This window comes from Arthrobacter sp. zg-Y1143 (genome assembly GCF_030125565.1).
Classification (GTDB): Bacteria; Actinomycetota; Actinomycetes; order Actinomycetales; family Micrococcaceae; genus Arthrobacter_B.
This window is the reverse complement of record NZ_JASKLW010000001.1, coordinates 173,949-200,753: the sequence shown is the minus strand read 5'-3', so window position 1 is coordinate 200,753 and position 26,805 is coordinate 173,949. Positions and strand designations below refer to the sequence as shown.

Here is a 26,805-nt window from a genome sequence, read left to right as displayed (position 1 = left end):
ATGAAGTGCCGGGATCCCCGCCGGGATCCCTGGTTTTCTTAGACCGCCGCGAGGCGTCACGAGAGGTTTTTGTGGGTACGGACGAAATCAACGATGTTGGCAGCTCTTGGCGCAAGGTCATTCGGACCCTGGAGACCGACGACAGGGTCACCCCACGACAGCGCGGATTCGTTGTGCTGGCGCAGGCCCAGGGCCTCATCGGCACCACCCTGCTGGTCGCCGTCCCGAATGAGTTGACGCGGGAAGTACTGCAGACGCAGCTTAAGAACATCCTCGATGAGGTCCTGCGCGGCGTCTTCCAGGCGGACATTCAGTGCGCGTTTGTTATCGATGCGGACCTCACACCCGTTGTCGAGGCTGAGCCCGAACCCGAGGAAGAGGCAGCGGCGCCCAGCCCGGTACCGTCCGGGGAAAGCGCCCCTTCACCTACTCCGCCCAGCACCAGCCAGGAATTCGGCCGGCTCAATCCGAAGTATGTCTTTGAAACCTTCGTGATTGGTTCATCCAACCGCTTTGCCCACGCCGCCGCCGTGGCCGTGGCGGAAGCACCGGCCAAGGCCTACAACCCGCTCTTTATCTACGGCGATTCCGGGCTGGGCAAGACCCACCTGCTGCACGCCATCGGCCACTATGCACGCCACCTGTACACGGGCATCCGGGTCCGGTACGTCAACTCGGAAGAATTCACCAACGACTTCATCAACTCCATCCGGTACGACGAAGGCGCCAGCTTCAAGCAGCTCTACCGCAACGTGGACATCCTGCTGATTGATGACATCCAGTTCCTGGCCAACAAGGATGCAACGCAGGAGGAGTTCTTCCACACCTTCAATGCGCTGCACAACCACAACAAGCAGGTGGTCATCACCTCCGACCTGCCGCCCAAGCAGCTTTCCGGATTCGAGGAACGCATGCGCTCACGGTTCGAATGGGGCCTGCTCACTGATGTGCAGCCGCCGGAACTCGAAACCCGCATTGCCATCCTCCGGAAAAAGGCCATTGGAGACAGCCTTAGTGCCCCGGACGACGTGTTGGAGTACATCGCCTCCAAAATCTCCACCAATATTCGCGAGCTTGAAGGCGCCTTGATCCGAGTCACTGCGTTCGCCAGCCTGAACCGCCAGCAGGTCGACGTCGGACTGGCAGAGATTGTGTTGAAGGACCTGATCACCGACGACGGCGCGCAGGAAATCACTGCCGCGTCCATCCTCGGGCAGACGGCGGCGTACTTCCAGATCAGCCTGGAGGAACTGTGCAGCAAGTCGCGGACGCGCACCCTGGTGACCGCGCGGCAGATTGCCATGTACTTGTGCCGGGAGCTCACGGACATGTCCCTGCCGAAGATCGGCCAGGAGCTTGGCGGGCGTGACCACACGACCGTGATCCATGCGGACCGGAAGATCCGGGAACTGATGGCTGAACGCCGCGCCATTTACAACCAGGTCACGGAGCTCACCAACCGCATCAAGCAGCAGCAGCGCGAGGCCTGATCCGCCCGGTTTCCAGAGCCCCGCAGGGGCTCGAATTAACATTTGTGGACAAGGGTGTGGATAACCCGGTGGACAACCCGTGTTTACCCACACTTCCCTGTGGATACGCGGAACCCTCGAAAAGTTTCCAACACCCCCGCCGCCAACCGCTGCAGAGGATCCACAGGTTATCAACAGGCTTAAACAGCCGGGATGCGGGGACACCGCGGGTTATCCACAGTATCCACAGGAGTTATTAACACTACGGACCTTAAGCAATTCGGTTCCACCAAATAACAACTAAGCTCAAGACCCCTCGGACCAACCAGCCATCCGGCAGCTCAAAAACATCAAAGACGAACATGCACCCGTGCTGCCGCCTGTTGAATCACAAACCCGGTACATCGTTGGCCGGGACCGGGCTAAGCTGTCACAGAGTATGGTTGTCATTCGCATGCATCCGCCTCCAACCCATCCACAGATGGAGGGATGAGGGCGGACACAGGCAGTGGCGGACATGCCACCCCACCAAGTTCCACACATGTTCCACCACGGAACTCACCTCGAGTTCTGAAACAAGTTCAGTTGTACTGAGAAGTACGTTGCGAAAGGCGGCACCCTTCAGTGAAGTTCAGAGTTGAGCGGGATGTCCTGGCAGAGGCCGTCACGTGGACAGCACGATCCCTGTCCCCGCGCCCGCCGGTTCCTGTCCTTTCGGGGCTGCTTATCAAAGCCGAAAACGGTTCCTTGAGCCTGGCCAGTTTCGATTACGAAATCTCGGCCCGGTTGCAGATTCCTGCCGATGTCAGCGAAGAAGGCACCATCCTGGTCTCCGGCCGCCTCCTTGCGGAGATCTGCCGCAGCCTGCCATCCGCCCCGGTGGAGGTCGAGACCGACGGCGCAAAGGTGACGCTGACCTGCCGCAACAGCCGCTTCAACCTGGCCACCATGCCTGAGGCGGAATATCCGGAACTTCCCGCGCTTCCCGAAGTCAGCGGCGTAGTCGACGGCGATGCCTTCGCGCAGGCTGTTTCCCAGGTCATCATCGCCGCGAGCCGGGATGACACGCTGCCCATCCTGACCGGTGTCCGGATGGAAATTGAAGACGATCTCATTACGTTCCTGGCAACTGACCGTTACCGGCTGGCCCTGCGTGAACTGGCCTGGAAGCCTACGGTTCCCGGCATCTCCACCAGTGCGCTGGTCAAGGCCAAAACCCTCAACGAAGTTGCCAAGACACTTGGCAGCGCCGGCGACCTGAACATCGCGTTGTCCGAGGACAGCGAACTGATCGGCTTTGAAAGCGGAGGCCGGCGGACCACGTCGCTTCTGGTTGACGGCGACTACCCCAAGATCCGGTCGCTTTTCCCGGAAAACACCCCCATCCACGCCACCGTGGAAACACATGCCCTGGTTGAGGCGGTCCGCCGCGTATCCCTGGTTGCCGAGCGCAATACTCCGGTGCGCCTTGCCTTCACCGACGGCCAGCTGACACTCGACGCCGGCACCGGCGAGGATGCGCAGGCCTCCGAAGCGCTTGAGGCCGCACTTGTCGGTGACGACATCACTGTTGCCTTCAACCCGCACTACCTGAGCGAAGGCCTTGGTGCCTTCCCCAGCAAATACGTCCGCTTTTCCTTCACCACACCTCCCAAACCGGCGGTCATTTCGGCCCAGGAAGAGCTCACCGGCGAGGACCAGGCCGACTACCGGTACCTGTTGATGCCGGTGCGGCTTCCCAACCAGTAAGGCCTCGGTCACCGGATCCGCTGCCCGGGAGCCCAATCAGAGGAGCAGAAATGCACATCGGCCTCATCGGACTCGGGAAAATGGGTTACGGAATGCGTGCAAGACTGCGCCGTAACAATGTGGATGTAACAGGATTTGACAGGGACCCCGTTCATAGTGACGTGGGATCGCTGGCGGAAATGGTTGCCGAGCTGCCGGTTCCGCGGATTGTGTGGGTCATGGTTCCGGCCGGTGATCCCACGGACGGAACCCTCGCCGAGCTTTCGGAGGTACTCGAAACCGGAGACCTGGTGATCGACGGCGGGAACTCCAGGTTCAGTGATGACCGGGAAGCCTCCCGGCTGCTGGGCCTGAAAGGGATCCGTTTCCTGGACTGCGGCGTTTCCGGGGGTATCCGGGGCCAGGACAACGGGTACGGGCTGATGGTCGGCGGCGCGGCCGAAGATGTGGATCGGGCCATGCCTGTCTTTGACGCCCTCCGCCCGGACGGTGACCGGGCGGAAAGCTTCGTCCACGCCGGCCGTACGGGTGCCGGGCATTACGCGAAGATGGTCCACAACGGGATTGAATACGGGCTGATGCAGTCCTATGCAGAGGGATATGAACTCCTGGCAGCCAAAGACATCATCGAAGATGTTCCGGGTATCCTCGGGGCTTGGCAGCAGGGAACGGTGGTGCGGTCCTGGCTGCTGGAGCTGGCGGTCAAGGCACTGCAGGAGGACCCCGGACTAAGCGGAACCGCCGGCCGGGCTGATGATTCGGGGGAGGGACGCTGGGCTGTGGAAGAGGCCGTGGCCTCGGGCATCCCGGCTCCTGCGATCACGGCCGCCCTGTATGCCAGGTTTGCCTCCCGGCAGCAGGACGCGCCGGCCATGCGGATGGTGGCCGCACTGCGCCGCCAGTTCGGCGGCCATGAGGTGCACAAAGTTGTCCGCCCGGATCCGGACCTGCCGAGCGCGTAAGGTAAAAAGACCGGAACCAACTGAGACCTACAGGATGGGAGAGCACGGAACCGATGTACGTTGACCATCTGTCGCTGACCGGTTTCCGGAGTTATCCCCAGCTGGACGTGCGGCTCGAGCCCGGCGTCACCGTGTTTGTCGGGCCAAACGGAACAGGTAAGACCAACATCGTCGAAGCCATCGGTTACCTGGCCACACTCTCTTCCCACCGGGTCAGCGCAGATGCGCCGCTGGTGAACTTCGACGCCGGTCAGGCACTGGTCCGGGCTCGGCTGGTCCGCGGTTCCCAGGCCACCTCGGTGGAATTGGAACTCAACCCTGGCCGCAGCAACAGGGCGCGGATCAACCGTGCCAATCCGGTGCGGGCCCGCGACATTCTCGGCCTGTGCCGCACTGTCCTTTTTGCCCCGGAGGACCTGGCCCTGGTCAAGGGTGATCCGGGCAGCCGCAGGCGGTTCCTCGACGAACTCATTGTTTCCCTGGTCCCCCACCATGCCGCTACGCGTGCCGATTATGAACGGGTGCTGAAACAGCGGAACGCGCTGTTGAAGTCGGCGCGCGCCACGGGCCGTTTCACTGCAGCGCACGAAGCCACGCTCGAGGTATGGGACCAGCACATGGCCGAGGCGGGCGCACGGCTGGTCGCTGCCCGGCTGCAGGCACTGGAACGGCTGCAGCCGCATCTGCAGGCGGCCTACCGGGACCTGACAGACGGTTCAAAGGAGGCGAAGGCGGTTTACCGCTCCACCTTGCAGGGAGCGGTAAACGACGACGGCGCGGTCGAAGGTGCCCAGGACCCCGATGAGCTGTACGCCCTCGGCACGGAGGAACTGACCGAACGCTTCCTGCAGGCCTTTGCCGCCAACCGGCGGCGGGAGATTGACCGCGGCATTTCGCTGGTCGGCCCGCACCGGGACGAGCTGGAACTCATCCTCGGGCAGGCCCCGGCCAAGGGGTATGCCTCGCACGGAGAAACCTGGTCCTTTGCCCTGGCCCTTCGGCTGGGTTCCTACTACCTGCTGACCAGCGACGATCCCACGCCCGGGGCCGGGCCCATCCTGATCCTCGACGATGTATTTGCCGAACTGGATGTGCAGCGCCGGCAGCGCCTTGCCGGAATAGTTGCCGGAGCAGAGCAGGTGCTGGTTACCGCAGCGGTGGGAGATGACATTCCGGAGGCGCTGGCAGGGCGCATCATCACGGTGGTTCCCGGAGGCATCAGTGTGCCCGTCGCCTGACACGGGCCAGCCGGATCCCGGGCGTCCGGGCGCGGACAATCCGGACGAACGCCCCGATGCCGCACGCGAACAGCTGAATCGCATGCGCCAGGCCGCACTTGCCCGCGGCAACCAGCGCACGCCGGCAACCCGGCGCAAAACAGGGAAGCGGCAGCAGGGCCCGTTCATCCCGGGCGAATATGTAGGCCGGGACCCGCAGGGCTTGGGCAAGGTGTTCACCCGGTTCGTCAGCGAACGCGGTTGGAACTCCCCCGTTGCCGTCGGATCGGTGATTTCCCGGTGGGAGGAATTGGTGGGAAGCGAGGTCAGTGCCCACTGCAAGCCCGAGTCCTTCCAGGACACCACCGTCCAGGTCCGCTGTGATTCCACGGCCTGGGCCACGCAGCTGCGGTTGCTCCGTGATGCCCTGATTGCCCGCTTCGACTCCGAACTGGGTCCCGGCGTCGTTACCAAGATCGAAGTGATCGGACCCGCGGCACCCAACTGGCGCAAGGGCTTGAGAAGCGTCAAGGGCCGCGGCCCCCGTGATACCTACGGATAAATCCCGGCCGCAGGCCCCGCCGTGATCCACGCCACCCGGCCCTTCTCCGGCAGCGTAATTCGAAGCCTTGCAGGAGCCGGTCAGGGGCTTTGGGACCCCCGGACCGGTATCCGGCCTTATCCGGGGCGGTGCGGTTGGCTGCAAACCGTCATTAGTGGCCTGCCAGAGGGTGTTTTGGGCAGGTTTACGGCTCGCAGCGCGGTAGAATTGACGGTGGAGATGCCTGTCCGCTGGGGAGGCTTCAATTCTGACGAACACAAGAGGAGTCGACAGCACCTGTGGCTAACGACAATGAGATGGACAACTCAGAGGTAACACCAGAGGACCACACCGCCCCGGAAAACTCCACCCCCGTGGAATACGGCGCGAATGAAATTACGGTCCTGGAAGGCCTTGAGGCAGTCCGTAAGCGCCCGGGCATGTACATCGGTTCCACCGGCCCCCGAGGGCTGCACCACCTGGTGTACGAAGTGGTGGACAACTCGGTTGATGAGGCCCTGGCTGGCTACTGCGACCACATTGAAGTGGTGCTGCAGGCCGACGGCGGCGTCAGAGTTACTGATAACGGCCGCGGCATCCCCGTAGACATGCACCCCACCGAGGGCATCCCCACCGTCCAGGTGGTTATGACCATCCTGCACGCCGGCGGCAAGTTCGGCGGCGGCGGGTACGCCGTGTCCGGCGGCCTGCACGGCGTGGGTATTTCAGTGGTCAACGCCCTCTCCGAACGGGTGGAAACCGAAGTACGCCGGCAGGGCTACACCTGGCACCAGAGCTTCGCGAACGGCGGCCACCCCGTGGGTGAATTGCGCCGGGGCGAGGCAACCGAGGAAACCGGCACCACCCAGACGTTCTACCCGGACCCGGAAATCTTCGAAACCACCGAGTTCGACTTTGAAACCCTGCGTGCCCGCTTCCAGCAGATGGCCTTCCTGAACAAGGGCCTGCGGATCCGGCTCACCGACGAGCGGACGCTCGAAGAGGAAACCGAGGAAATCACCGAGGCTCCCGACGGAGCCGAAGACGCGGCGCCGAAGCACCGCATGGTGGACTACCTGTACGCGGACGGCCTCCTGGACTACGTCAAGCACCTGAACTCCTCGAAGAAGGTTGAAGTAGTCCACGACGACGTCATCGCCTTTGAAACCGAGGATTCGGATAAGAAGATGGCCGTGGAGATGGCCATGCAGTGGACCACCGCTTACTCGGAGAGCGTCCACACCTACGCGAACACCATCAACACGCATGAAGGCGGAACGCACGAAGAAGGCTTCCGCGCCGCCATGACGTCGCTGATCAACCGGTACGCCCGTGAGAAGAACATCATCAAGGAAAAGGATGACAACCTCACCGGCGACGACATCCGCGAAGGCCTGACCGCAGTCATCTCGGTCAAGCTGGCCGAACCGCAGTTCGAGGGCCAGACGAAGACCAAGCTCGGCAACTCCGAGGTCAAGGGCTTTGTTCAGCGTGTGGTCACCGACCAGCTCGGCGATTGGCTTGAGCGCAACCCCGGCCCCGCCCGCGACGTCATCCGCAAGTCCATCCAGGCCTCGCAGGCCCGGCTGGCTGCCCGCAAGGCGCGTGAATCCACCCGCCGGAAAGGCCTGCTGGAATCCGGCGGCATGCCCGGCAAGCTGAAGGACTGCTCCTCCAAGGACCCGTCCAGGTCCGAAATCTACATCGTGGAAGGTGACTCGGCCGGCGGCTCCGCCGTCCGCGGCCGCAACCCCGAGACCCAGGCCATCCTGCCGCTGCGCGGCAAGATCCTCAACGTGGAACGGGCCCGCCTCGACCGGGCACTGAGCAACGCCGAAGTCCAGGCCATGATCACCGCCTTCGGTGCCGGCATCGGTGAGGACTTCGACGTCGAAAAGGCCCGCTACCACAAGATCGTGCTGATGGCCGATGCAGACGTTGACGGCCAGCACATCACCACACTGCTGCTGACCCTGCTGTTCCGTTATATGCGTCCGCTGATCGAAAGCGGTTACGTGTACCTGGCCCAGCCGCCGCTGTACCGGATCAAGTGGTCCAACCACGCCCACGACTACGTCTACAGCGACCGGGAACGGGACGACGTGATTGCCCGCGGTCTGGCCAACAACCAGCGCCTGCCGAAGGAAAACGGCATCCAGCGTTACAAGGGCCTGGGCGAAATGGACTACACCGAGCTCTGGGACACCACCATGGACCCCGAGCACCGCACGCTGCTGCAGGTCACCATGGACGACGCAGCCGCCGTGGACTCGGTCTTCTCGGTCCTCATGGGCGAAGACGTCGAATCCCGCCGCAGCTTCATCCAGCAGAACGCCAAGGATGTGCGCTTCCTGGACATCTAGCGGATTCGCCCAGCCGGCCCCCGCTGCCGGCGAATATGGACTTTAGCGACATAGAACGGAAGCAGAACCAATGAGTGATGAGACTCCCGAGGTAACCGGGGACACGGCTCCCCTGGCCGGGACCGCACTGACCGACAGGGTCGAGCAAATCGACCTGCAGACCGAGATGCAGCGTTCCTACCTTGACTACGCCATGGCTGTCATTGTGGGACGTGCGCTGCCCGACGTGCGCGACGGGCTCAAGCCCGTGCACCGCCGCGTCCTGTACGCGATGTTCGACGGCGGGTACCGCCCGGACCGTTCCTTCAACAAGTGCGCCCGTGTGGTGGGCGAGGTCATGGGCCAGTACCACCCGCACGGCGACTCGGCGATTTATGATGCCCTCGTCCGCCTGATCCAGGACTGGACCATGCGCTACCCGCTGGCCCTGGGCCAGGGCAACTTCGGTTCGCCGGGTAACGACGGCGCTGCGGCGCCGCGGTATACCGAAACGAAGATGGCGCCGCTGGCCATGGAAATGGTCCGGGACATTGACGAGGAAACCGTCGATTTCCAGGACAACTACGATGGCCGCAACCAGGAACCGACCATTCTTCCCTCCCGGTTCCCGAACCTCCTGGTCAACGGTTCCTCCGGCATTGCCGTCGGCATGGCCACCAACATCCCGCCGCACAACCTGCGCGAGGTTGTGGACGGTGTCCAGTGGTACCTGCAGAACCCGGACGCACCGAACGATGTGCTGCTTGAGGAACTGATCCGGCGGGTCAAGGGCCCCGACTTCCCCACCGGCGCGACCATCCTGGGCCACAAGGGAATCGAGGACGCCTACCGCACCGGCCGCGGCTCCATCACCATGCGTGCCGTGGTGAACGTGGAGGAACTCCAGGGCCGTACCTGCCTGGTGGTCACCGAACTCCCCTACCAGGCCAACCCGGACAACCTGGCCGTCAAGATTGCCGAACTGGTCAAGGACGGCAAGATCACCGGCATCGCCGACATGCGCGATGAAACTTCCGGCCGCACCGGCCAGCGCCTGGTGATCGTGCTCAAGCGTGACGCCGTGGCGAAGGTGGTCCTGAACAACCTGTACAAGCACACGCAGCTGCAGGACAACTTCGGTGCCAACATGCTGGCCATCGTGGACGGGGTGCCCCGCACGCTGAGCCTGGACGCCTTCATCCGGCACTGGGTGACCCACCAGCTCGAAGTGATTGTCCGCCGCACCCGGTACCGCCTGCGCAAGGCCGAGGAAGCTGCGCACATCCTGCGCGGCCTGCTCAAGGCCCTGGATGCCCTCGACGAGGTCATCGCCCTGATCCGGCGGTCCTCCACGGTGGAAGATGCACGGACCGGCCTGATGGGCCTGCTGGAAATCGACGAAATCCAGTCGCAGGCCATCCTCGATATGCAGCTGCGCCGCTTGGCTGCCCTGGAACGCCAGAAGATCCAGGACCAGCACGCGAAGCTTGAAGCTGAAATCGCCGAATACAACATCATCCTGGCTTCCGAAGAACGCCAGCGTTCCATTGTCAGCGAGGAACTGCAGGAAATCGCCGACAAATACGGTGACGACCGCCGCACCAAGATCCTCATGGGCTATGACGGCGACATGAGCATGGAAGACCTCATTCCCGAAGAGGAAATGGTGGTCACCATCACCCGCGGCGGCTACGTCAAGCGCACCCGCAGTGACAACTACCGGCAGCAGGCCCGGGGCGGCAAGGGCATCAAGGGCGCCCAGCTGCGCGGGGACGACGTCGTGGAGCACTTCTTCGTCACCACCACCCACCACTGGCTGCTGTTCTTCACCAACCTTGGCCGGGTTTACCGTGCCAAGGCCTACGAACTGGCCGAAGCCGGGCGGGATGCCAAGGGCCAGCACGTGGCGAACCTGCTGGCCTTCCAGCCGGACGAGCACATTGCCCAGGTCCTGGCGCTGCCGGATTACGACGCCGCCCCGTACCTGGTGCTGGCCACTAAGCGCGGCCTGGTGAAGAAGACCCGCCTGGCGGACTACGACACCAACCGCTCTGCCGGCGTTATTGCCATCAACCTCCGCGACGAAGACGAATTGGTTTCCGCCCAGCTGGTCTCCGAAACCGATGACCTGATGCTGGTTTCGCGGCTGGGCCAGTCGCTGCGCTTCACGGCCACCGACGACGCGCTGCGTCCCATGGGCCGTGCCACCTCCGGTGTCACGGGCATGAAGTTCCGTGAGGATGACGAACTGCTGGCGGCCGACGTCGTCACCGAGGACTCCTTTGTCTTCACCGTGACCGAGGGCGGCTACGCCAAGCGCACCAGCGCGGACGAATACCGGGTCCAGGGCCGTGGCGGCCTGGGTATCAAGGTGGGCAAGTACGCCGAGGACCGCGGCCATCTGGTCGGTGCCATGGTGGTCCAGGAAGAAGACGAGGTCCTGGTGGTTATGCAGGGCGGCAAGGTAGTCCGGTCCTCCGTGACCGGTGTGCCCGCCAAGGGCCGCGACACCATGGGTGTTATCTTCGCCAAGCCGGACAAGAATGACCGGATTATCGCCGTTGCGCGGAACTCCGAGCGCGACTTGGCGGTTGAAGAGGACGAAAACTCCGAAGACGGAACATCAGGCACGGCACCGGTAACCGCCGGAACCGAACCTGTGGGGGCCGCAGGCGATGAAGTACCGTTGTCTACAGACGAAACGGCTGGGCGCGATGCACAGTCAGCACAAGATGGAGGTAACGAGTGAGCTCGACCAACTCAAGCCCTAGGTCGTCCTCGGGCGCCGGGCCGCGGGTGAAGACCCCGGCACGGCCGGCCCAGCGCCCTGGGGGAGGTCAGAGCGCAGCGGGGAACCGCCAGCCGCTGGTGAAACCCGTACCCAAGGCCAAAGCCCGCAAGGCCCGGCTGCTGGTCAGCAAGATCGATCCCTGGTCCGTCCTGAAGATGGCGTTCCTGCTGTCGGTTGCACTGGGCGTTGTCACCGTGGTGGCAGCCATTGTGCTGTGGACCGTGCTGGACCTGACCGGCATCTTCGACCGGGTTAACACCCTGCTGGGCGAGATTGCCGGCAGCGAGTCCGGTGGCTTCGACCTCCGGGACTTCGCTTCCCTAGGCCAGGTGGTGTCCTTCGCGACCATCATCGCCGTGGTGAACGTGCTGCTGCTGACGGCACTGTCCATGCTGGCCGCCGTGCTCTACAACATTGCCTCCACGCTGGTCGGCGGCATTGGTGTGACCCTCACCGACGACTAGTGTTTTCCGGTTCCGGACGCGCTCCTGCAGCCGCTCCGGAACCGGAAAACAGCCCGATTTGTTCTTCCGGGCAAAGGTACGGTAGAGTCATATCTCGGCCCGAAGAGGTTCGGGGCGTATAGCTCAGGCGGTTAGAGCGCTTCGCTGATAACGAAGAGGTCCCAGGTTCAAGTCCTGGTACGCCCACGGAACACCTTGCAAAAGGTGGACCGGAACGGCAAGGAGGATTCCATGAAGAAGTTGCTGACAGTCATGGCAGCGGCTGCTGCTGGAGTCTTCGCCTATAAGAAGTGGCAGGAAACTGCCGCTGAGAAGACAGTTTGGAAGGAATCGACCGACAAGGTCGGCTAACCGCCAAAAGGTCGAATCTGGTAACCCGGCCGGTAACGGTGGGTTATACTGGATAAGTTCTCATTTCGGGGGCATGGCGCAATTGGTAGCGCACCTGCTTTGCAAGCAGGGGGTTCGGGGTTCGAGTCCCCGTGCCTCCACCGAAAGAATAGACAGAAGGTCCCCGCTCCTCGGAGCGGGGACCTTCTGCGTTAAGCCGCTGTGACTCCCGGAAACAGCCCGGCGCCGGTGCAGGAGCAGCGCTGCACTACTGTTGGCCTGTGAATATTTTCCTGGCCGCAGTGGGTGTCCTGGGCGTATCCGCGTCCGGACCCATCATGGCCGCTACGGCTGCCCCAGCCCTTGCCATCGCCTTCTGGCGCAATGCCCTGGGCGCGGTACTCATGGGCGGTCCCGCAGCTTTGGGACGGCGCCGGGAATTCGCACGGCTTGGGGCACGCGAGTACCGGTGGACTGCCGTTGCGGCGGTGGCCCTGGCATTTCACTTCGCCTGCTTCATCACTTCACTGCAGCTGACGTCCGTGGCCGCGGCTACGGCGCTTGTCTGCCTCCAAGCGGGGTGGATCGCCCTGTTTAATGTGCTGCGCGGTATCCGGGTTGCGCCTGTTGTGCTGGCAGGGCTGGCCGCCGCCTTCGCCGGCGTTGTGGTGATTTCCGGCTTTGACCTGGGCCTTTCGCGGGAGGCACTGATGGGCGATGTCCTGGCGGTGGCCGGCGGTGCCCTCGCGGGTGTCTACACCATCGCAGGCGGAAAAGCCCGTGAGTCCATGTCTACGGGCACGTACACCACTCTTTGCTACGGAGCATGCGCCGTGCTGCTCCTGGCGCTCTGTGCGGTCTTCCGGCAGCCGCTGGTCGGCTTTCCGCCGGCGGCGTGGCTGGGGATCCTCGGTGTAACCGTGGTAGCGCAGATCCTGGGCCACTCGGTGTTCAACCACCTGCTGGCGGTCATCAGCCCGTTGGTGGTTTCCATGATTATCCTGCTGGAGATCCCCGGCGCGGCCATCCTGGCGGCGGTGTTCCTGCACGAGCAGCTTCCGGCGGGAACATACGCCGGGCTGGGCCTTATCCTCGCCGGATTAACGGTGGTAGTGGCCGGGCAGGGCAGGGCACGACGCCGGCCCGGCACCGAACCTATCCCCCCGGCACCGCCGGCCCTGGGCGGAGACGTGCAACCCTAGTTGGGAGAGCAGCCCGGCGCACAAGGCCGGAACCAAAACAGGGAGGTCCCCGCCGCAGCGGGGACCTCCCTGTCTTTTTCCAACCGGTGTTGCTACTTGCGGTGTTGCTACTTGCCGGTGTTACTTCTTGCCGGTGTTGTTATCTGAGTGGGCGCCTGAAGGCTTGGCAGCTTCCTTGGCCTCGCCCGCGGCTTCCTTGCTGTGCTTGCCGGCTTCGGATGCCTTGTCGCCGGAACGGGAGGCAGCACGCTCGGCTGCTTCCTTGATACTGGCGACCGTTTCCTTGGTCTCAGAGGAGGCAGCCGCAGCGTTCGTGCCGGCCTTCTCGGCCGGAGTGGAGGCAGCCGCAGCCTTCGGCTTGGGCACCTCGACCGGTGCCGGCGTCGCCGGCTCAGCGGGCTTGGCCGTGGAGGCTCCGGAGGATGTCCCGGTAGCCGCCGGTGCCGGAGCCGTGGCGGGAGTGGTGGCAGCAGCCGGCTTCGGTGCGGGGGTCTTCCAAGGATCCTCAACCGGACGCGAGGCACGCCAGGCAGCTACGCCGGCGGTGACGGCAGCGGCGATGATGCCGAAGACCAGCCACCCCTTGCCGCCGCCCTTCTGGTTCTTGCGGGCCTGCTTGGCAGCCTGGGCTGCAGCCTTCTGTGCGCGCTTGAGCGCCTTCTTGTTGCCCGTGACCTTGGAAACCGCGGTCTGTACAGGAACGTTGGCTGCCGTCAGGCTGCGCGAAACGCTGTCCGCGGCCACACCGATCCGGGTGGAAAGCGCCGGGAGGTAATCGTCGACGACGCGGTCCTTCGCGGTGTTCAGGGCCGGTGTAGCCCGGTCCAGGGTGCTCTGGATGCGCGGAGCGGCTTCATCCACAGCGTGGCTGATCCGCGGCCCAACCTTCTCAAGCCCGCCCTGGATGCGGGGCGTTACGGTGGCTACGCCCTGGGCAAGCTCGTCAGCAGCACGCTTGATACCGTCCTGGATCTTCGGAGATGCGGTTTCGATCCCCTTCTCAATGCGCGGAACGGCCCAGCCCTTGGCTGCGTCCACCTTGGGCGAAGCCCAGTCGCGGGCCGTTACGAGGCCAGCAGCCACATTGGCTTCAAGGTCATGGGTGATGCGGTCCTTCTTCAAAACTACCTCCCGGGATAGTGTCGTTTCAGCCTTAGCCTACGTGTTCGAGCTGATCTCTGCTATCGGAGGCCGCGGCAGGCGGCGGTTTTCACTGTGCGCTGAACCTGCCGGTTTCCGCCCCTGTGCGCAAGCGCCGTGGAAGAATGTTGTTATGACTGCTATTCCTACAGCAAAAGCGACCATCCACACGTCCATGGGCGATATCCGTATCAACCTGTTCGGCAACCATGCCCCCAAGACGGTCAAGAACTTCGTTGGCCTGGCCACCGGTGAGATCGAGTGGACCGACCCGGCAACGGGTGAAAAGACGAGCCGCCCGCTCTACGACGGTACGATCTTCCACCGCATCATCAAGGATTTCATGATCCAGGGCGGCGATCCCCTGGGCCGCGGCACCGGCGGACCCGGCTACCAGTTCGACGACGAAATCAACCCCGACCTTGATTTCGCCACCCCGTACAAGCTGGCCATGGCCAACGCCGGCATCCAGATGGGACGCGGCACCAACGGTTCGCAGTTCTTCATCACCTCGGTGCCCACCACGTGGCTGCAGGGAAAGCACACCATCTTCGGTGAGGTTGCCGACGACGAGTCCCGCGCATTGGTCGACCAGCTCAATGCGGTCTCCACCGACGGACGCGACAAGCCGACCGAAGACGTGGTTATCAACAGCATTACCGTCGAGCAGCTCTAACCTGTTCGAAGGGTGCCCCGGCCGGACTATCCGGCCGGGGCCTTTCGTCAATCCGGGAGTTTCGAGCAATGTCATATGGAGTGCCGGCCGGAGCGCCGGCGTCGCAGGTTCCAGTGTGTCCGCGCCATCCGGACCGGGTCAGCTATATCCGCTGCCAGCGTTGCGGACGCCCGGCCTGCCCTGAATGCCAGCACAACGCCGCCGTAGGCGTGCAGTGCGTGGATTGCTTTGCCGAACAGAACCGGAAGCAGCCGGCCTACCGCACCGTGTACGGCGGACGCACGGCCCCGGCTGCCGGGACGGGCAAACCGGTAGTAACCATCACCATCATGGCGATTTGCGCCGCCGCCTTCCTCCTGCAGCTGGCGGTCCCCGGCTTTACTTCCGACTTCTGGTACCGGCCGGTCTACACGGACTATGAGCCGTGGAGGATGCTGACGTCTGCCTTCCTGCATTCAGCAGGCGGCTTCGTCCACATAGCTTTCAACCTCTATGCGCTGTGGTTCCTGGGCCGGACTCTGGAGCCGATGTTCGGCCGGGCGCGCTTCGCCCTGCTCTATCTGATCTCGGCCGTAGGCGGCTCGGTGGGCGTTATGTACCTTGCCGACCCCGGAACACCTGTCGTGGGAGCCTCGGGAGCGATCTTCGGGCTCTTCGGTGCACTGTTCGTGGTGATCCGCCAGCGGAGGGGTGAACTGCGTTCCCTGGTGATCCTGCTCCTGCTTAACCTGGTGATGGGCTTTGTCTTCCCGAATATCGCCTGGCAGGCCCACGTGGGTGGACTGGTGACCGGGGCGGCCTGCGCGGCCATCATTGCCTATGCGCCCCGGGGTAAGAACCGGACGGTTGTCCAGTTCCTGGGGCTGGCGGCCATAGCCCTGCTCCTGGTGGTGGCAACCATCCTTTGGCCGTCTCCCGTGTAGCGCTTGCCTGCCCGTGCGTGCCCGCTGTCCTTGTGACGGCGGGCACTGTGCGTTAAGGCAAAGTTATCCACAGAGATACCCACAGTGTTAATAACTAACAAGGGTGTAGTTTCTCCCCCGGACCGGCGATCCACAGGGTTATCCATAGCCTGAACGGACTTACACACATGTAATTCCACAGCTGTGGATAACCTGGATCCCTTTGTTTGCGCGGAAGTTGCGGAAGTAACCCACAGAGTTACCCACACCTGTGGATAACTCCGTGCACAACCTGTGAACAACAGGAAAACCGGGGATAACGACTTCGGACCAACAGAAAGGGCCCTCCGGCTGCGAGTGGCAGCGGGAGGGCCCTTGAGGTTGCGAGGCTGAACGGAGTCAGCGCCAGCGCGTAGTCATTAGGAAGCCCACAATGGCAATACCAAAGCCCACCAGAATGTTGGCGGCACCCAGTGACGGGACGGGGAAGCCTCCCTGGGTGATGTAGTAGGTGATGATCCACAGCAACCCGATGATCATCAGGCCGAACATCACCGGCTTGTACCAAACGGGGTTCGGCTTGGCTGCGGAATTAACACGGGGCTCGGCAGCGGGGCGCGGCGGCTTCTTGCGGGACTTGGACTCAGGCACGGATCCTCCTGGCAGAACCGGCTCTGCGGATGCCGGCGGTTTGTTGGTGGCGGTCTCAGGGGCGGGGACAACACTGCATGGCTGCAGGCGCTGCATGGCACGGCCTCCCGTTCCTGATTATCCTAGCGAATTACCGGGGCAGAGTATCCTTGGGCACACTAAGCTTCGAAGACCATCCCGCCGAGGAGCGTATGGACCAGTCCCCAGCAGTCCGCGAGGAGCACCGCCCACGCTCCCGCCCGTCCCCCGCGGGCGGCCCGGCACGCATGGTGGTCCACGTCCTAGGGGAAATCCTGGTGACCCTGGGAGTTATCCTGGGCCTGTTTGTGGCCTGGCAGCTGTGGTGGACTGATCTGGAAGCAAACAGGTCCCAGCAGGAGGCCGTGCAGGACCTGTACAAGGATTTTGACCTGCCTCCTGAGGACGCGCCGGCCCCCGCGCCGGCCGGCTACGGCGAACCGGTAGTGATGGAACCACCGGCTGATGAGGGAACCACTTTCGCGGTGGTATACGTTCCGCGCTTCGGGGAGGACTATGCGGTGCCGGTCAGCTCGGGTGTGGGTACCCGGGTCCTGGACACGCTGGGACTGGGCCACTACTCCGCCACGGCCATGCCCGGCGGGGTTGGCAATTTTGCGGTGGCCGGACACCGGCAGAGCCACGGCAAGGCCCTGGACGCCATCCACACATTGGTACCCGGAGACCGGATCTATGTGCAGACAAAGGACGGGTACTACAGCTACGTGTACCGCAACACGCAGTTTGTCCTGCCGGACCAGGTCGATGTTTTGGCACCGGTGCCTACAAAACCGGAGGCGGTCCCCACGGAACGGTTCCTCACGCTGACCAGCTGCAATCCCCGCTTTGGCTCACAGGAACGGATCATTGCCTACGCACTGATGGACTCGTGGCAGCCTCAGTCTGCCGGGCCGCCTGCAGAGATAGCAGACGCCGTCGCCGCTAATGTGCAAGGAGGTCGCTAAAATGTATGCATGGCTCTTCCGACGCCTGCCCGGCCCGCTGTGGGTCCGGATTTTCCTTTCCGCGGTGCTTATTGCCGCAGCTGTGCTGGTGCTCATGGAGTTTGTTTTCCCATGGCTTGCAGAGACCAGCCTTCTTCCATCCTTCACGGAGTCAACGATTGGCGGTTCCTAGCACTATGACCACGCGCATCCTGGTGATCGACAACTATGACAGCTTTGTATACACGCTGGTGGGCTATCTGCGGGAACTTGGAGCGGAAACCACGGTGGTCCGCAACGATGACTTGGACGCGGCACAGGCACTGGAACTGGCGGCAGGGCACAACGGCGTGCTGGTGTCCCCCGGTCCGGGGACCCCGGCCGAAGCCGGTGTGTCCATTGACCTGATCCGCTGGTGCGGGACCACCGGAACCCCCATGCTCGGCATCTGCCTGGGGCATCAGGCCCTGGCCGAGGCTTTCGGGGGAACGGTAACGCACGCTCCGGAACTAATGCACGGCAAGACCTCGTTGGTGGAACATGGAGGTGAGGATGTGTTCACCGGGCTGAACAGCCCGCTGACCGCCACCCGCTACCATTCCCTGGCGGCCGTAGCGGACAGTGTGCCGGCTTCGCTGCAGGTAACCGCCCGCACCGCCAGCGGCATCATCATGGGCCTGCGCCACACCGAGGCGCCTTTGTCCGGGGTTCAGTTCCATCCCGAGTCCGTCCTCACGGAGGGCGGCTACCAGATGCTGGGAAACTGGTTGGAGTCCTGCGGCCTGGCCGGCGCCGCCGCCCATGCATCGACCCTCAGCCCGCTGATCTCCCGCACCGGCCGACCGGCGCAGGAACCGAACGCCGCCTAGCGCTGGGCGGCGCTCGGAGACGGGCTGGGGGACGACGGCGAGGGGGACGGGCTGGGCTCAGCCGGGGCCTTCGCTACGTTCACCACAATGCTTGTCCCCGGCGCGACCTCGGTTCCCGGCATAACGCTCTGTGAGAGCACAATACCCGGGGCAGCTTCGGTGGACTCCACCTCCACCAGCTTCGGCGTAAGCAGCAGCGTGGGATCCAACAGCGTGGCTTCAGCCTGCTCACGTGTGAGGCCGGCCAGATCCGGGACCACCACTTTGCCGGTGGACACAATGATGTTCACCTCGGTACCAGCGGGCACTCGCTCCCCGACAGCGGGTTCCGTCCCCAGCACACGCCCCTCGGACATGGTGGAACTGTTGTCGGTTTTGGTGGCCCCGCCCTTGAGGTCCAGCTCGCGCAGCGCATCACGGGCACCGGACTCGGTCATTCCGATCAGGTCGCCCGGGATCTCTGCCGTGGAGGGTCCCTTGGAGATATAGAGCGTGATGTCCTCTTGCAGATGGGCCATTGCACCGGCGGCGGGGGAGGTTCGTATTGCCAGCCCGTCCTGCACGGTATCGCTGTACTCCTCGCTGATGGACGGCGCACGGAAACCGGCGTCCACTATCGCGTTGAAGGCATCGGATTGCGACATCGCTTCCACAAGGGGGACCGAGGCCGTGGTGGGAGCCGCGGGCTTGGCGTTAAGCACGTTCCAGCCCACAACCCCGGCCGCGCCCAGGACCAGGACAAGGAGAATGACGAAAACGGTGGTCCAGGCACGCCGCCGTGCCTTTTGCTGCGGCTCGCGCTCCCCCGTGGAACCGATGTTCAGGACCGGACGATCCGCGTCTTCCTCGGCAGTAAGCGAACCGCCCGCCAGAACCTTGGCCATGGCGCGGGTACGCGGTTCCTCATCCTGCGGATCAGCCGGATGTACGGCATGCGGGGGCACCGCAATCGCCTGTGTGGCAGCCGTGGCGGGTCCGCCGTCGCGCACCGCCAGCAGAGCTTCGCGGAACTCGCGCGCCGTTTGGTAACGGTGGTTCCGGTCCTTGGCCAAACCGCGTTCCAATACGTCGTCCAGGGCCGTTGAAACCTCGGGGTTGAGGCTGCTGGGCGCCACGGGCAGCTCGCGGACGTGCTGGTAGGCAACTGACACCGGGCTGTCACCGGTGAACGGCGGCCTGCCGGTGAGCAATTCGAAAAGCAGGCAGGCGGCGGAGTAGAGATCGCTGCGTGCGTCCACTGTTTCACCGCGTGCCTGTTCCGGAGAAAGGTACTGGGCGGTGCCGATCACTGCCTGGGTCTGCGTCATGGTGGCAGCTGAATCCGCCATGGCACGGGCGATGCCGAAGTCCATGACCTTCACGCCGCCGTCGACCGTAACCATCACATTGGCGGGCTTGATGTCGCGGTGGACAATCCCGGAACGGTGGCTGTAATCCAAAGCGGCCAGGACGCCCAGGACATACTCCACCGATTTGTCGATGGTGAGCTCGTCCGCCTTCAGGAGGTCCCGCAGGGTCCGGCCCGGCACGTATTCCATCACGATATAGGGCAGCCGGACATCGTCGCGGGTAGACGCTGACTCCTGGTCCCCGGTGTCGTAAACCGACACAACGGAGGGATGGTTCAGCCCCGCGACTGCCTGCGCTTCACGCCGGAAACGGGATTGGAACAGTGGATCCCGTGCCAGGTCCGGGCGCAGCACCTTGATGGCGACAGTCCGGCCCAGGCGGATATCCCGGCCAAGGTAGACGTCGGCCATGCCGCCGCGTCCGATCAGTTCACCGACCTCGTAACGTCCGTTCAGGACGTTGTCGGTGTTGAGGGTGGGTTGCCCTCGAAGGAAATCTGCGCTCATGGTTACTGGTTGCCGGTCGTGGTGCTGGGATCGGACTGGGCGGTGTCGCCGATGCTGGCGCCGCCGTTGGTGGAGGGTGACGGGGCGGTGGGAGAGGGCTGTGCCGGGGCGGGTGCAGGTGCCTGCGCAATGAAGTAGGTCACCGGGGAGCCCTGGGGTACCGCAGCGCCTTCGCTTGGGTCCACGCGGGTGACCGTGCCGGCCCTGGCGTTTGACGGCTCGCTGCCGCCGTTCCTTGCCACCAAACCGGCGTCGGCGATCCGCTGGCGTGCAGTCGCTTCGTCAAGCCCCGTCAGCGACGGTACCGAAACAAGTTCCGGTCCGGAGGAGTAGACGACGGTCACCGCAGACCCCGGTACGAGGCTGCCGGAGGGATTAACCTCAATGACCATTCCCTCGGGAACATCGGCGTCGGAAACCGGGAGCCGGTTGACCTGCAGTCCGAGATCCAGCAGTTCCGCGTAGACATCATTGACCGGCCGGCCCGCGTAGGCGGTGGAGTCAACGAAGATTTCCTCATCGCTGGGAGAATCCGACGGCGTGGACGACGGCGACTTGGACGGCGACTTGGAAGGCGAAGCGCTCTTGGACGGGCTGGCAGCGGAGGAACTGGCGGCCGGATCCGGGTCTGCATTGTCGTCTGAACCGGTCAGGACGAAGAAGGCCACCACACCGGCCAAAATGAGTACCAGCAGGGCAATCAGCGGAATGGTCCACGGGCTGCGCCCGCGCTTTTCTTCCTCGACGTCACCGTTATCGTCGGCGCCGTCGTAGTCGACGTCGTCGTCGTCGGTCCACTCACGGGACGCGGCGAGCTGGCCGGTGGAGGCATCGCCCGCTACCGTGGCGCCGGCAACGGTGGGCAGTGCCGACGTGGACGGTGCCGTGTCCACCACGCGCGTGGCAGCAGTGCCCGCCGTGGGCACCGGGGCCGTCACGGCGCCGGATGCGAACAGCAGCATTCCGGGCACAGCGGTCTCAGCTGCCTTGATGTCGCCGCGGCGGATGGCCGCAACGGCCAGGGCGAGGGCTTCGGCGTCGGCCGGGCGGTCCGCCGGGTCCTTCGCGAGCATGGACATGATCAGGGCGCGGACCGGCTCGGGAATGGACTCGGGCAGCGGCGGCGGGGTGTCGTTGACCTGGGCCAAGGCGATGGCGATCTGGGATTCGCCGGAGAACGGACGGCGTCCGGCCAGCAGTTCGTAGCCGATCACGCCGAGGGCGTAGATGTCGCTGGAACCGGTGGCCTGCTGTCCTGTCGCCTGCTCCGGGGCGAGGTACTGGGCGGTGCCCATCACCTGGCCGGTGGCGGTCAGGGGCACCTGGTCGGCGATGCGGGCAATCCCGAAGTCGGTGATCTTGACCTTGCCGTCGGGCATGATGAGCAGGTTGCCCGGCTTGACGTCGCGGTGGACCAGTCCCTGATGGTGGGCAACGGCCAGGGCAGTGGCGGTCTGGCCGATGATGGACAGGGTCCGGTCCGGCGATAGAACCTTGTCGCGTTCGATGATGGTGGAAAGCGGCTGTCCGGGGACAAGCTCCATCACGAGGTAGGCGGAGCCCTCTTCCTCGCCGTAGTCAAAGACATTGGCAATGCCGGGGTGGTTCAGCAGCGCCGTATGCCGGGCCTCCGCACGGAAGCGGTTGAGGAATCCGGGGTCGCCGGTGTACTCCTCCTTGAGGATCTTAATGGCAACAATGCGGCCCAGGACCAGGTCCCGTGCCTTCCAGACCTCGCCCATACCGCCGATGGCAATACGGTCGGTCAGCTGGAACCTGCCGCCTAAGGTGATACCCGATGTAGGCCTCACTTATTCAACACCGCCTCTAGGAGTTTCTGCGCGCTTGGAGTGGTCAATTGGGCACCGGTCGTCAGGTCCACGTCTTCCATGACGACGGAAATGACAACTTGGGGATCGTCGGCGGGTGCGAAGCCGGTGAACCAGGCGTTGTCGCCCCGGCCCTCCACCTCGGCAGTGCCGGTTTTCCCGGCCACCTTTACGCCGGGAATACGGGCGGCACTGGCGCTGCCGTTATCCACAACACCCACCATCCATTCGGTGAGTTGCCGAGCAGTGTCAGGACTGATGGAGGTGTTGAGCTTGGTGGGCTTCGGCTCGTCAATCACGGACAGGTCCGGTGCACGAACGCTGCGGACCAAATTGGGGGTCATTTGCTCGCCGTTGTTGGCGATGGCAGCGGAGATCATGGCGACCTGCAGCGGCGTAGCCGTGACGCTTCCCTGACCGATGGAGGATAGTGCCAGCTGGGCCTGGTCCTCGTTATCCGGGAAGTGGCTGGGAACCACGGGTGTGGGAATGGTCAGCGGAGTGTCAAAGCCGAACTTCTCTGCCTGTGCCGCCAAGTTGTCCTGCCCGAGTTCAAGGGCCACCTGGGCAAAGACCGTGTTGCAGGACTGCGCCAGGGCAAATGCGAAGTCGGCCTCGGAGCGGGAAGAACACGCACCCGTGACAAAGTTCGGCAGGTAGGTATTGGTTCCCGGGAGCAGGAATTCCTGCGGATTCGGAATCACGCTGTCGGCGTCGTACTTTCCCGATTCCAGGGCTGCGGCCGTGTCTACCAGCTTGAACACCGAGCCGGGAGCCAGCAGCGATTCGGTGGCCGGATTGATGTACGGAGACAGTCCGGGGATGGAGGTGAGTTCAGCCATGGTCGATTCGATCAGGCCGGTGTCGTGCACAGCCAGTGCATTCGTGTCATAGGTGGGCTTGGAGACCATGGCGAGGATGTCGCCCGTCTTCGGGTCCATCATCACGATGGAGCCCTTCTGGCCGTCCGGAATGAGGTCATAGGCCAGCTGCTGCAGTTCCGGATCAATGGTCAGCTCCACTGAAGCGCCCTGACTCTGGGCCCCGGAAAAGACCTGGACCAGCTTGTCGTAGAACTGCTGCGGGCTGTTGCCGGAAAGTTCTTCATTCATCGCCGTTTCCAGCTGGGAGGTGCCGTTGAGGTTGAAGAAGCCGGTCAGCTGCGAATACAACTCAGGGTTGTTGTAGACCCGCTGGTAGTTAAACTCATCATTGGAAGGAACCGACTCGGCAACGGCCTTGCCGTCCACCAGGATGGAGCCGCGGTTCTCGCCGAAATCCCGGTAAATGGAACGCCGGTTGTCAGTATTTTTGTTCAAGTCCTCAGCCGCGAAGAACTGCACGTAGGTCAGCGACCCGAGAATGAGCGCGAACATTGCCAGGGCTACTACCCAGCTGTTCCGGATGGCCTGGTTCATTCGACTCCTTCCTTAGGGGTGCGCCGGCCGCGTGCAGAAGCACCGATCGGGGATTCACTCATGGCCGGAACCATGTCCGTGGACACCGGTCCGGAGGCCACTGGGCGCCTGGAAGCGTCCGAAATCAGCAGCAGCAGGGCCACAATGATCCAGTTCGCCAGCAGCGACGAACCGCCGGCGGACATGAACGGCGTGGTTAGGCCGGTCAGCGGGATCAACCGGGTAACACCGCCAATGACCACAAAGCACTGCAGCGCAATGGTGAACGAGAGCCCGCACGCCAGCAGTTTTCCGAACCCGTCTTTGGTCCCCAGAGCGGCACGGAAGCCCCGGGATACGAGAAGTACATACATGAGGACAATCGCGAAGATGCCGATCAGGCCCAGTTCTTCGCCCAGGGCGGCAATGATCATGTCACTGTTGGCGAAGGTCACCAGATCCGGGCGGCCCTGGCCCAAACCGGTGCCGATCAGTCCGCCGCTCGCCAGTCCGAAGAGACCCTGAACCACTTGGTAGCTTCCACCCACCGCGTTGTAGACCTCGGGGTCAAAGGCGTTGAGCCAGCCGTGGATACGCTGCTGAACATGGCCGAACAGCTGCAGGGCAGCAAACCCGCCTACGGCGAGCAGGCCCAGTCCGATGACCACCCAGCTCACCCGGCTGGTGGCGACGTAGATCATCGCCATGAAGAGTCCGAAGAAGAGAATGGATGAGCCGAGGTCCCGCTGGAAGACCAGCACTCCGATGCTGACCAGCCACGCCACGATCATGGGCCCCATGTCCTGCATGCGCGGGAACTGCAGGGGACCGACCTTGCGGCCGGCCAGGAGGATCAGATCCCGGTTGGTGGATAGATACCCGGCGAAGAATATAGCCAGGGTGATCTTGGCGATTTCGCCGGGCTGGAAGGTACCCACACCAACATTGATCCAGATCCGTGCACCGTTAATGGTGGTTCCGAGCGGCGTCAGCGGCAGCAGGAGCAGGATGGCACTGACGATCAGCGAAATATAGGTGTAGCGCCGCAGGATCCGATGATCCTTGATCACGAACATCACGGCGATGCCCGCGGCAACGGCCACGGTGCTCCACAGCAGCTGCCGGTCCGCTGCGGTGTCGCCGTTGGTGATGTCCAAGCGGTGGATCATTGCCAAACCTATGCCGTTGAGGGCGGTGACAATGGGAAGTATTACCGGGTCGGCATATTTCGCCCGGAAGCGCAGGACCAGGTGGAAAACAACCACCAGGGCCATCAGCGTGCCGCCCTGCACCCAGAAGTCGGAGTCGAACCCGCGGTCCTCATCCAGGCCGACGATCATGTTGGCACCCACCCCGACGAGCAGGGCGACCAGCAGGAGCAGGGCTTCTATGTTGCGGCGGGGTTTGGCAACGGTCAGGAGATCAGACATTACTGCTTACCTCCGCAGGCACTGTTGGCCGCAGCGTCGGGCTGCGCCGTGGAAGTGGGACCCGGTGTGGAAGTGGACGGCGTGGAGCTGGGTCCCGGCGCCGGATCCACAGGAGGACACATGACAGCCTTGGCAGTGTCCCGCAGATCCTCTACGATCCGGTCGGCATGCTCGAGGTCCCGCGCGGGAAGAGTGTCTTCCACCCGGTTGCGGTGGTACTCGGAAAGGCTGTCCACGGGAATGTCGGAAATATCCGTGACGTGGGAAAGATGGATGGGCCCGATGGTCTGGGAAACACCGTTGAAGACGGCCACCCGGTTGTCATAGGAGCCCACGTAGTAACGGGTCTGGGTCCACGTGTACCCGAGCCACATCACGGCCGCCAGCAACAGGGCCAGTACGGTGAGGAAAGCCGGGAGCAGCCAGCGGCGCCAACCGGGCCGCTTTGTGTCCTCCGCAGCGAGCCCCGGCGACTGTGCGTCGTCGGCCTTGTGCGTCAGCATGCGGGCGGCGCGGCGCTCGGCCGAGCGCTTAGTGACAATGGGAATCTGGCCGGTTTCGGTGGCCAGCGATGCTGCACCCACCAAGACATGGGGGCGCGAGGAGAGGTCCTGCCGGATCAGCTCCGCGCGTTCCTGCAGACTTTCGTCGTCTTCTTTATCTTCGCCGGAAGAATCGGCCTCGTCCTTGCCTTCGGTCACGGCCGGTGCCGGGGTACTCACGGCAGGGGCTGCCGAGATGGTTGCTTGACGGGGACGGCCCGGCCCGGCGGGCAGCTCTGTCATCGCAGCAGTGGACGGAGCGGACCCGGCGTCGGGATCATCATCGATCTCGATCACCGCAACAGTGACGTTGTCCGGGGAACCGCCGGCGAGGGTCAGTTCCACCAGCGTGTCGACGCACTGCTGGAGGTTGGAGGTGCCCCGCAGGACGCCCTCGATATCGGAGTCGCGGAGCACGGCGGTGAGGCCGTCCGAGCACAGCAGCCAGCGTTCGCCCGGTTCCACATCGAAAGTGGCCAGGTCCAGTTCAGGGCTCGCGTCGACGTCGCCCAGTACGCGCATCAGGACGTTCTTATGCGGATGGACCTCAGCTTCTTCGGGCCGCAGCCGGCCCTCGTCGATGAGGCGCTGGACGAAAGTGTGGTCGATGCTGACTTGGCTGAACTCGCCGTTCTTGAGCCGGTAGGCGCGGGAATCGCCGATGTGGGCCAGGGCCAGCCGCCGGTCATGGAGCAGCAGTGCCGTGACGGTGGTGCCCATGCCGGAGAGCTGCGGGCTTGTGGTCACCAGTTCGGAAAGGAGGGAGTTTGCGGCCTGGATTTCGTCCGCAAGGACGGTCAGGGGCTCGTCCTCCTGGACCCGGCTGTCCAGATGCACCAAATCCAGCACGGTGGAGGCAGACGCGACGTTTCCGCCGGCGTGGCCGCCCATTCCGTCAGCGACCACTGCAAGGTACCGCCCCACATAGGCGGAGTCGTCGTTCTTGAAACGAACCATGCCCACGTCGGAACGTGCTGCATATCGAAGGACCAAAGCCACGGTCAGGGCCTCAGCTCAATGACCGTTTTGCCGATTCGGACAGGTACGCCGGGTTCCACGGGCAGCGCCCGGGTGAGCTGGCTGCCGCCCAGATAGGTGCCGTTGGTGGAACCCAGGTCCTCGATGAACCAGCGGCTGCCCTGCGGGAACAGGCGTGCGTGGCGGCCGGAAGCGTAATCGTCCTCAAGGACGAGGGTCGCTTCCTGTGCGCGGCCGAGCAGGATGGGACTGGCGGCGAGGTCCAGGGTGGTGCCGCGCAGCGGACCTTCCGTGACAACGAGTTCCCGCGGCGTGACCTTGGCCGGGGCCGGGGCGCGCTTCTCCAACTCGGGGTTCCGGCGCATCTGCCGGGCGGTGGGGGTTCCGGTCCGGTTACGGCTGCCCACGGCAAGGTCGCGGCGGATGGCGCCCACTACGGAGATCACCATGATCCACAGGACCAGTAGGAAGCCGTACCGCAAAAGGGTTTCGGTCAGTTCGCCCAG

23 protein-coding genes and 2 tRNA genes are annotated in these 26,805 nt (G+C 63.8%); 17 read left to right on the top strand and 8 right to left on the bottom strand.

Features of this window, described 5'->3' with window-relative positions; translation table 11 throughout:
* Positions 1 to 71 precede the first annotated feature (71 nt).
* The 12 genes from dnaA to QNN98_RS01005 all read left to right on the top strand — a co-directional run bounded on the left by dnaA (position 72) and on the right by QNN98_RS01005 (position 13,067).
* On the top strand, positions 72 to 1,490 hold the full coding sequence (gene dnaA, locus QNN98_RS01060) for a chromosomal replication initiator protein DnaA (protein ID WP_227912338.1): 1,419 nt from the start codon (positions 72 to 74) through the stop codon (positions 1,488 to 1,490).
* A 603-nt stretch (positions 1,491 to 2,093) separates the two neighbouring features.
* Positions 2,094 to 3,218 (top strand): DNA polymerase III subunit beta, encoded by a 1,125-nt coding sequence (gene dnaN / locus QNN98_RS01055; protein WP_227912340.1) that lies wholly within the window; start codon positions 2,094 to 2,096, stop codon positions 3,216 to 3,218.
* A 50-nt stretch (positions 3,219 to 3,268) separates the two neighbouring features.
* Positions 3,269 to 4,180, top strand: a complete 912-nt coding sequence (gene gnd / locus QNN98_RS01050) for a phosphogluconate dehydrogenase (NAD(+)-dependent, decarboxylating) (protein WP_283995988.1) — start codon at positions 3,269 to 3,271, stop codon at positions 4,178 to 4,180.
* 53 nt (positions 4,181 to 4,233) lie between these two features.
* Entirely contained in the window at positions 4,234 to 5,418 is a 1,185-nt protein-coding gene (gene recF, locus QNN98_RS01045; RefSeq protein WP_283995987.1) for a DNA replication/repair protein RecF, read from the top strand.
* Positions 5,419 to 5,500: 82 nt separating this feature from the next.
* Positions 5,501 to 5,959, top strand: coding sequence for a DciA family protein (locus tag QNN98_RS01040; RefSeq protein ID WP_283995986.1), 459 nt, complete (start codon positions 5,501 to 5,503; stop codon positions 5,957 to 5,959).
* A 296-nt stretch (positions 5,960 to 6,255) separates the two neighbouring features.
* Positions 6,256 to 8,301 carry a DNA topoisomerase (ATP-hydrolyzing) subunit B gene (gyrB, locus tag QNN98_RS01035; protein ID WP_283996243.1) on the top strand — a complete coding sequence of 682 codons (2,046 nt, stop codon included), beginning with the start codon at positions 6,256 to 6,258 and terminating at the stop codon, positions 8,299 to 8,301.
* 70 nt (positions 8,302 to 8,371) lie between these two features.
* Positions 8,372 to 11,029 carry a DNA gyrase subunit A gene (gyrA, locus tag QNN98_RS01030; protein WP_227912350.1) on the top strand — a complete coding sequence of 886 codons (2,658 nt, stop codon included), beginning with the start codon at positions 8,372 to 8,374 and terminating at the stop codon, positions 11,027 to 11,029.
* Positions 11,026 to 11,535, top strand: a complete 510-nt coding sequence (locus tag QNN98_RS01025; protein WP_227912352.1) for a DUF3566 domain-containing protein — start codon at positions 11,026 to 11,028, stop codon at positions 11,533 to 11,535. Before gyrA ends, QNN98_RS01025 begins: the two co-directional genes overlap by 4 nt.
* Before the next feature lie 112 nt (positions 11,536 to 11,647).
* Positions 11,648 to 11,721, top strand: a tRNA-Ile gene (locus QNN98_RS01020).
* 45 nt (positions 11,722 to 11,766) lie between these two features.
* Positions 11,767 to 11,886 (top strand): DLW-39 family protein, encoded by a 120-nt coding sequence (locus QNN98_RS01015; protein WP_227912355.1) that lies wholly within the window; start codon positions 11,767 to 11,769, stop codon positions 11,884 to 11,886.
* 67 nt (positions 11,887 to 11,953) lie between these two features.
* Positions 11,954 to 12,026, top strand: a tRNA-Ala gene (locus QNN98_RS01010).
* Between the two features lie 120 nt (positions 12,027 to 12,146).
* Positions 12,147 to 13,067, top strand: coding sequence for a DMT family transporter (locus tag QNN98_RS01005; RefSeq protein WP_283995984.1), 921 nt, complete (start codon positions 12,147 to 12,149; stop codon positions 13,065 to 13,067).
* A 120-nt stretch (positions 13,068 to 13,187) separates the two neighbouring features.
* Here the strand turns inward: QNN98_RS01005 and QNN98_RS01000 are convergent, their stop codons facing one another.
* Positions 13,188 to 14,189 carry a hypothetical protein gene (locus QNN98_RS01000; protein WP_227912357.1) on the bottom strand — a complete coding sequence of 334 codons (1,002 nt, stop codon included), beginning with the start codon at positions 14,187 to 14,189 and terminating at the stop codon, positions 13,188 to 13,190.
* 151 nt (positions 14,190 to 14,340) lie between these two features.
* Between QNN98_RS01000 and QNN98_RS00995 the strand changes: the two genes are divergently transcribed.
* On the top strand, positions 14,341 to 14,883 hold the full coding sequence (locus tag QNN98_RS00995) for a peptidylprolyl isomerase (protein ID WP_227912358.1): 543 nt from the start codon (positions 14,341 to 14,343) through the stop codon (positions 14,881 to 14,883).
* A 218-nt stretch (positions 14,884 to 15,101) separates the two neighbouring features.
* Entirely contained in the window at positions 15,102 to 15,806 is a 705-nt protein-coding gene (locus QNN98_RS00990; protein ID WP_331461510.1) for a rhomboid family intramembrane serine protease, read from the top strand.
* Positions 15,807 to 16,184: 378 nt separating this feature from the next.
* Here QNN98_RS00990 and QNN98_RS00985 read toward each other — a convergent pair whose 3' ends face one another.
* On the bottom strand, positions 16,185 to 16,436 hold the full coding sequence (locus QNN98_RS00985; protein ID WP_227925928.1) for a cell division protein CrgA: 252 nt from the start codon (positions 16,434 to 16,436) through the stop codon (positions 16,185 to 16,187).
* A 191-nt stretch (positions 16,437 to 16,627) separates the two neighbouring features.
* Between QNN98_RS00985 and QNN98_RS00980 the strand changes: the two genes are divergently transcribed.
* From QNN98_RS00980 to QNN98_RS00970, 3 genes are read left to right on the top strand one after another with little or no spacing between them, the layout of a single operon-like run.
* Complete coding sequence (locus QNN98_RS00980; protein ID WP_283995983.1) at positions 16,628 to 17,419, top strand: class E sortase; 792 nt, start codon at positions 16,628 to 16,630, stop codon at positions 17,417 to 17,419.
* A gap of 1 nt (position 17,420) precedes the next feature.
* The gene (locus tag QNN98_RS00975; RefSeq protein ID WP_227912362.1) at positions 17,421 to 17,591 is read left to right on the top strand and encodes a hypothetical protein; all 171 of its coding nucleotides are present in this window, start codon (positions 17,421 to 17,423) and stop codon (positions 17,589 to 17,591) included.
* A gap of 4 nt (positions 17,592 to 17,595) precedes the next feature.
* Positions 17,596 to 18,267, top strand: coding sequence for an aminodeoxychorismate/anthranilate synthase component II (locus tag QNN98_RS00970; RefSeq protein ID WP_227925929.1), 672 nt, complete (start codon positions 17,596 to 17,598; stop codon positions 18,265 to 18,267).
* Here QNN98_RS00970 and pknB read toward each other — a convergent pair.
* The 6 genes from pknB to QNN98_RS00940 are packed head-to-tail and all read right to left on the bottom strand — an operon-like array spanning position 18,264 to position 26,805.
* Positions 18,264 to 20,123, bottom strand: a complete 1,860-nt coding sequence (pknB, locus tag QNN98_RS00965; RefSeq protein WP_227925930.1) for a Stk1 family PASTA domain-containing Ser/Thr kinase — start codon at positions 20,121 to 20,123, stop codon at positions 18,264 to 18,266. The genes QNN98_RS00970 and pknB overlap by 4 nt on opposite strands.
* Positions 20,124 to 20,125: 2 nt before the next feature.
* Entirely contained in the window at positions 20,126 to 21,934 is a 1,809-nt protein-coding gene (locus QNN98_RS00960; protein WP_283995982.1) for a protein kinase domain-containing protein, read from the bottom strand.
* Positions 21,931 to 23,370, bottom strand: a complete 1,440-nt coding sequence (locus QNN98_RS00955; protein WP_227912366.1) for a peptidoglycan D,D-transpeptidase FtsI family protein — start codon at positions 23,368 to 23,370, stop codon at positions 21,931 to 21,933. The genes QNN98_RS00960 and QNN98_RS00955 overlap by 4 nt, the downstream gene beginning before the upstream one ends.
* On the bottom strand, positions 23,367 to 24,779 hold the full coding sequence (locus tag QNN98_RS00950; RefSeq protein ID WP_227912367.1) for an FtsW/RodA/SpoVE family cell cycle protein: 1,413 nt from the start codon (positions 24,777 to 24,779) through the stop codon (positions 23,367 to 23,369). Before QNN98_RS00950 ends, QNN98_RS00955 begins: the two co-directional genes overlap by 4 nt.
* A complete protein-coding gene (locus tag QNN98_RS00945; RefSeq protein WP_349643196.1) occupies positions 24,779 to 26,320 on the bottom strand; it encodes a PP2C family protein-serine/threonine phosphatase in 1,542 nt (513 codons plus the stop codon). Before QNN98_RS00945 ends, QNN98_RS00950 begins: the two co-directional genes overlap by 1 nt.
* Before the next feature lie 2 nt (positions 26,321 to 26,322).
* Positions 26,323 to 26,805: an FHA domain-containing protein FhaB/FipA gene (locus QNN98_RS00940; protein WP_227912425.1), complete on the bottom strand. Its 483-nt coding sequence runs from the start codon at positions 26,803 to 26,805 to the stop codon at positions 26,323 to 26,325.

Coding starts and splice junctions, on each gene's coding strand:
- QNN98_RS00995 (WP_227912358.1), top strand. CDS start 14,341: ATGACTGCTATTCCTACAGCAAAAGCGACCATCCACACGTCCATGGGC.
- gyrA (WP_227912350.1), top strand. CDS start 8,372: ATGAGTGATGAGACTCCCGAGGTAACCGGGGACACGGCTCCCCTGGCC.
- QNN98_RS00980 (WP_283995983.1), top strand. CDS start 16,628: ATGGACCAGTCCCCAGCAGTCCGCGAGGAGCACCGCCCACGCTCCCGC.
- QNN98_RS00975 (WP_227912362.1), top strand. CDS start 17,421: ATGTATGCATGGCTCTTCCGACGCCTGCCCGGCCCGCTGTGGGTCCGG.
- recF (WP_283995987.1), top strand. CDS start 4,234: ATGTACGTTGACCATCTGTCGCTGACCGGTTTCCGGAGTTATCCCCAG.
- gyrB (WP_283996243.1), top strand. CDS start 6,256: ATGGACAACTCAGAGGTAACACCAGAGGACCACACCGCCCCGGAAAAC.
- QNN98_RS01040 (WP_283995986.1), top strand. CDS start 5,501: ATGCGCCAGGCCGCACTTGCCCGCGGCAACCAGCGCACGCCGGCAACC.
- pknB (WP_227925930.1), bottom strand. CDS start 20,123: ATGAGCGCAGATTTCCTTCGAGGGCAACCCACCCTCAACACCGACAAC.
- QNN98_RS01015 (WP_227912355.1), top strand. CDS start 11,767: ATGAAGAAGTTGCTGACAGTCATGGCAGCGGCTGCTGCTGGAGTCTTC.
- QNN98_RS00950 (WP_227912367.1), bottom strand. CDS start 24,779: ATGTCTGATCTCCTGACCGTTGCCAAACCCCGCCGCAACATAGAAGCC.
- QNN98_RS00970 (WP_227925929.1), top strand. CDS start 17,596: ATGACCACGCGCATCCTGGTGATCGACAACTATGACAGCTTTGTATAC.
- gnd (WP_283995988.1), top strand. CDS start 3,269: ATGCACATCGGCCTCATCGGACTCGGGAAAATGGGTTACGGAATGCGT.
- QNN98_RS00955 (WP_227912366.1), bottom strand. CDS start 23,370: ATGAACCAGGCCATCCGGAACAGCTGGGTAGTAGCCCTGGCAATGTTC.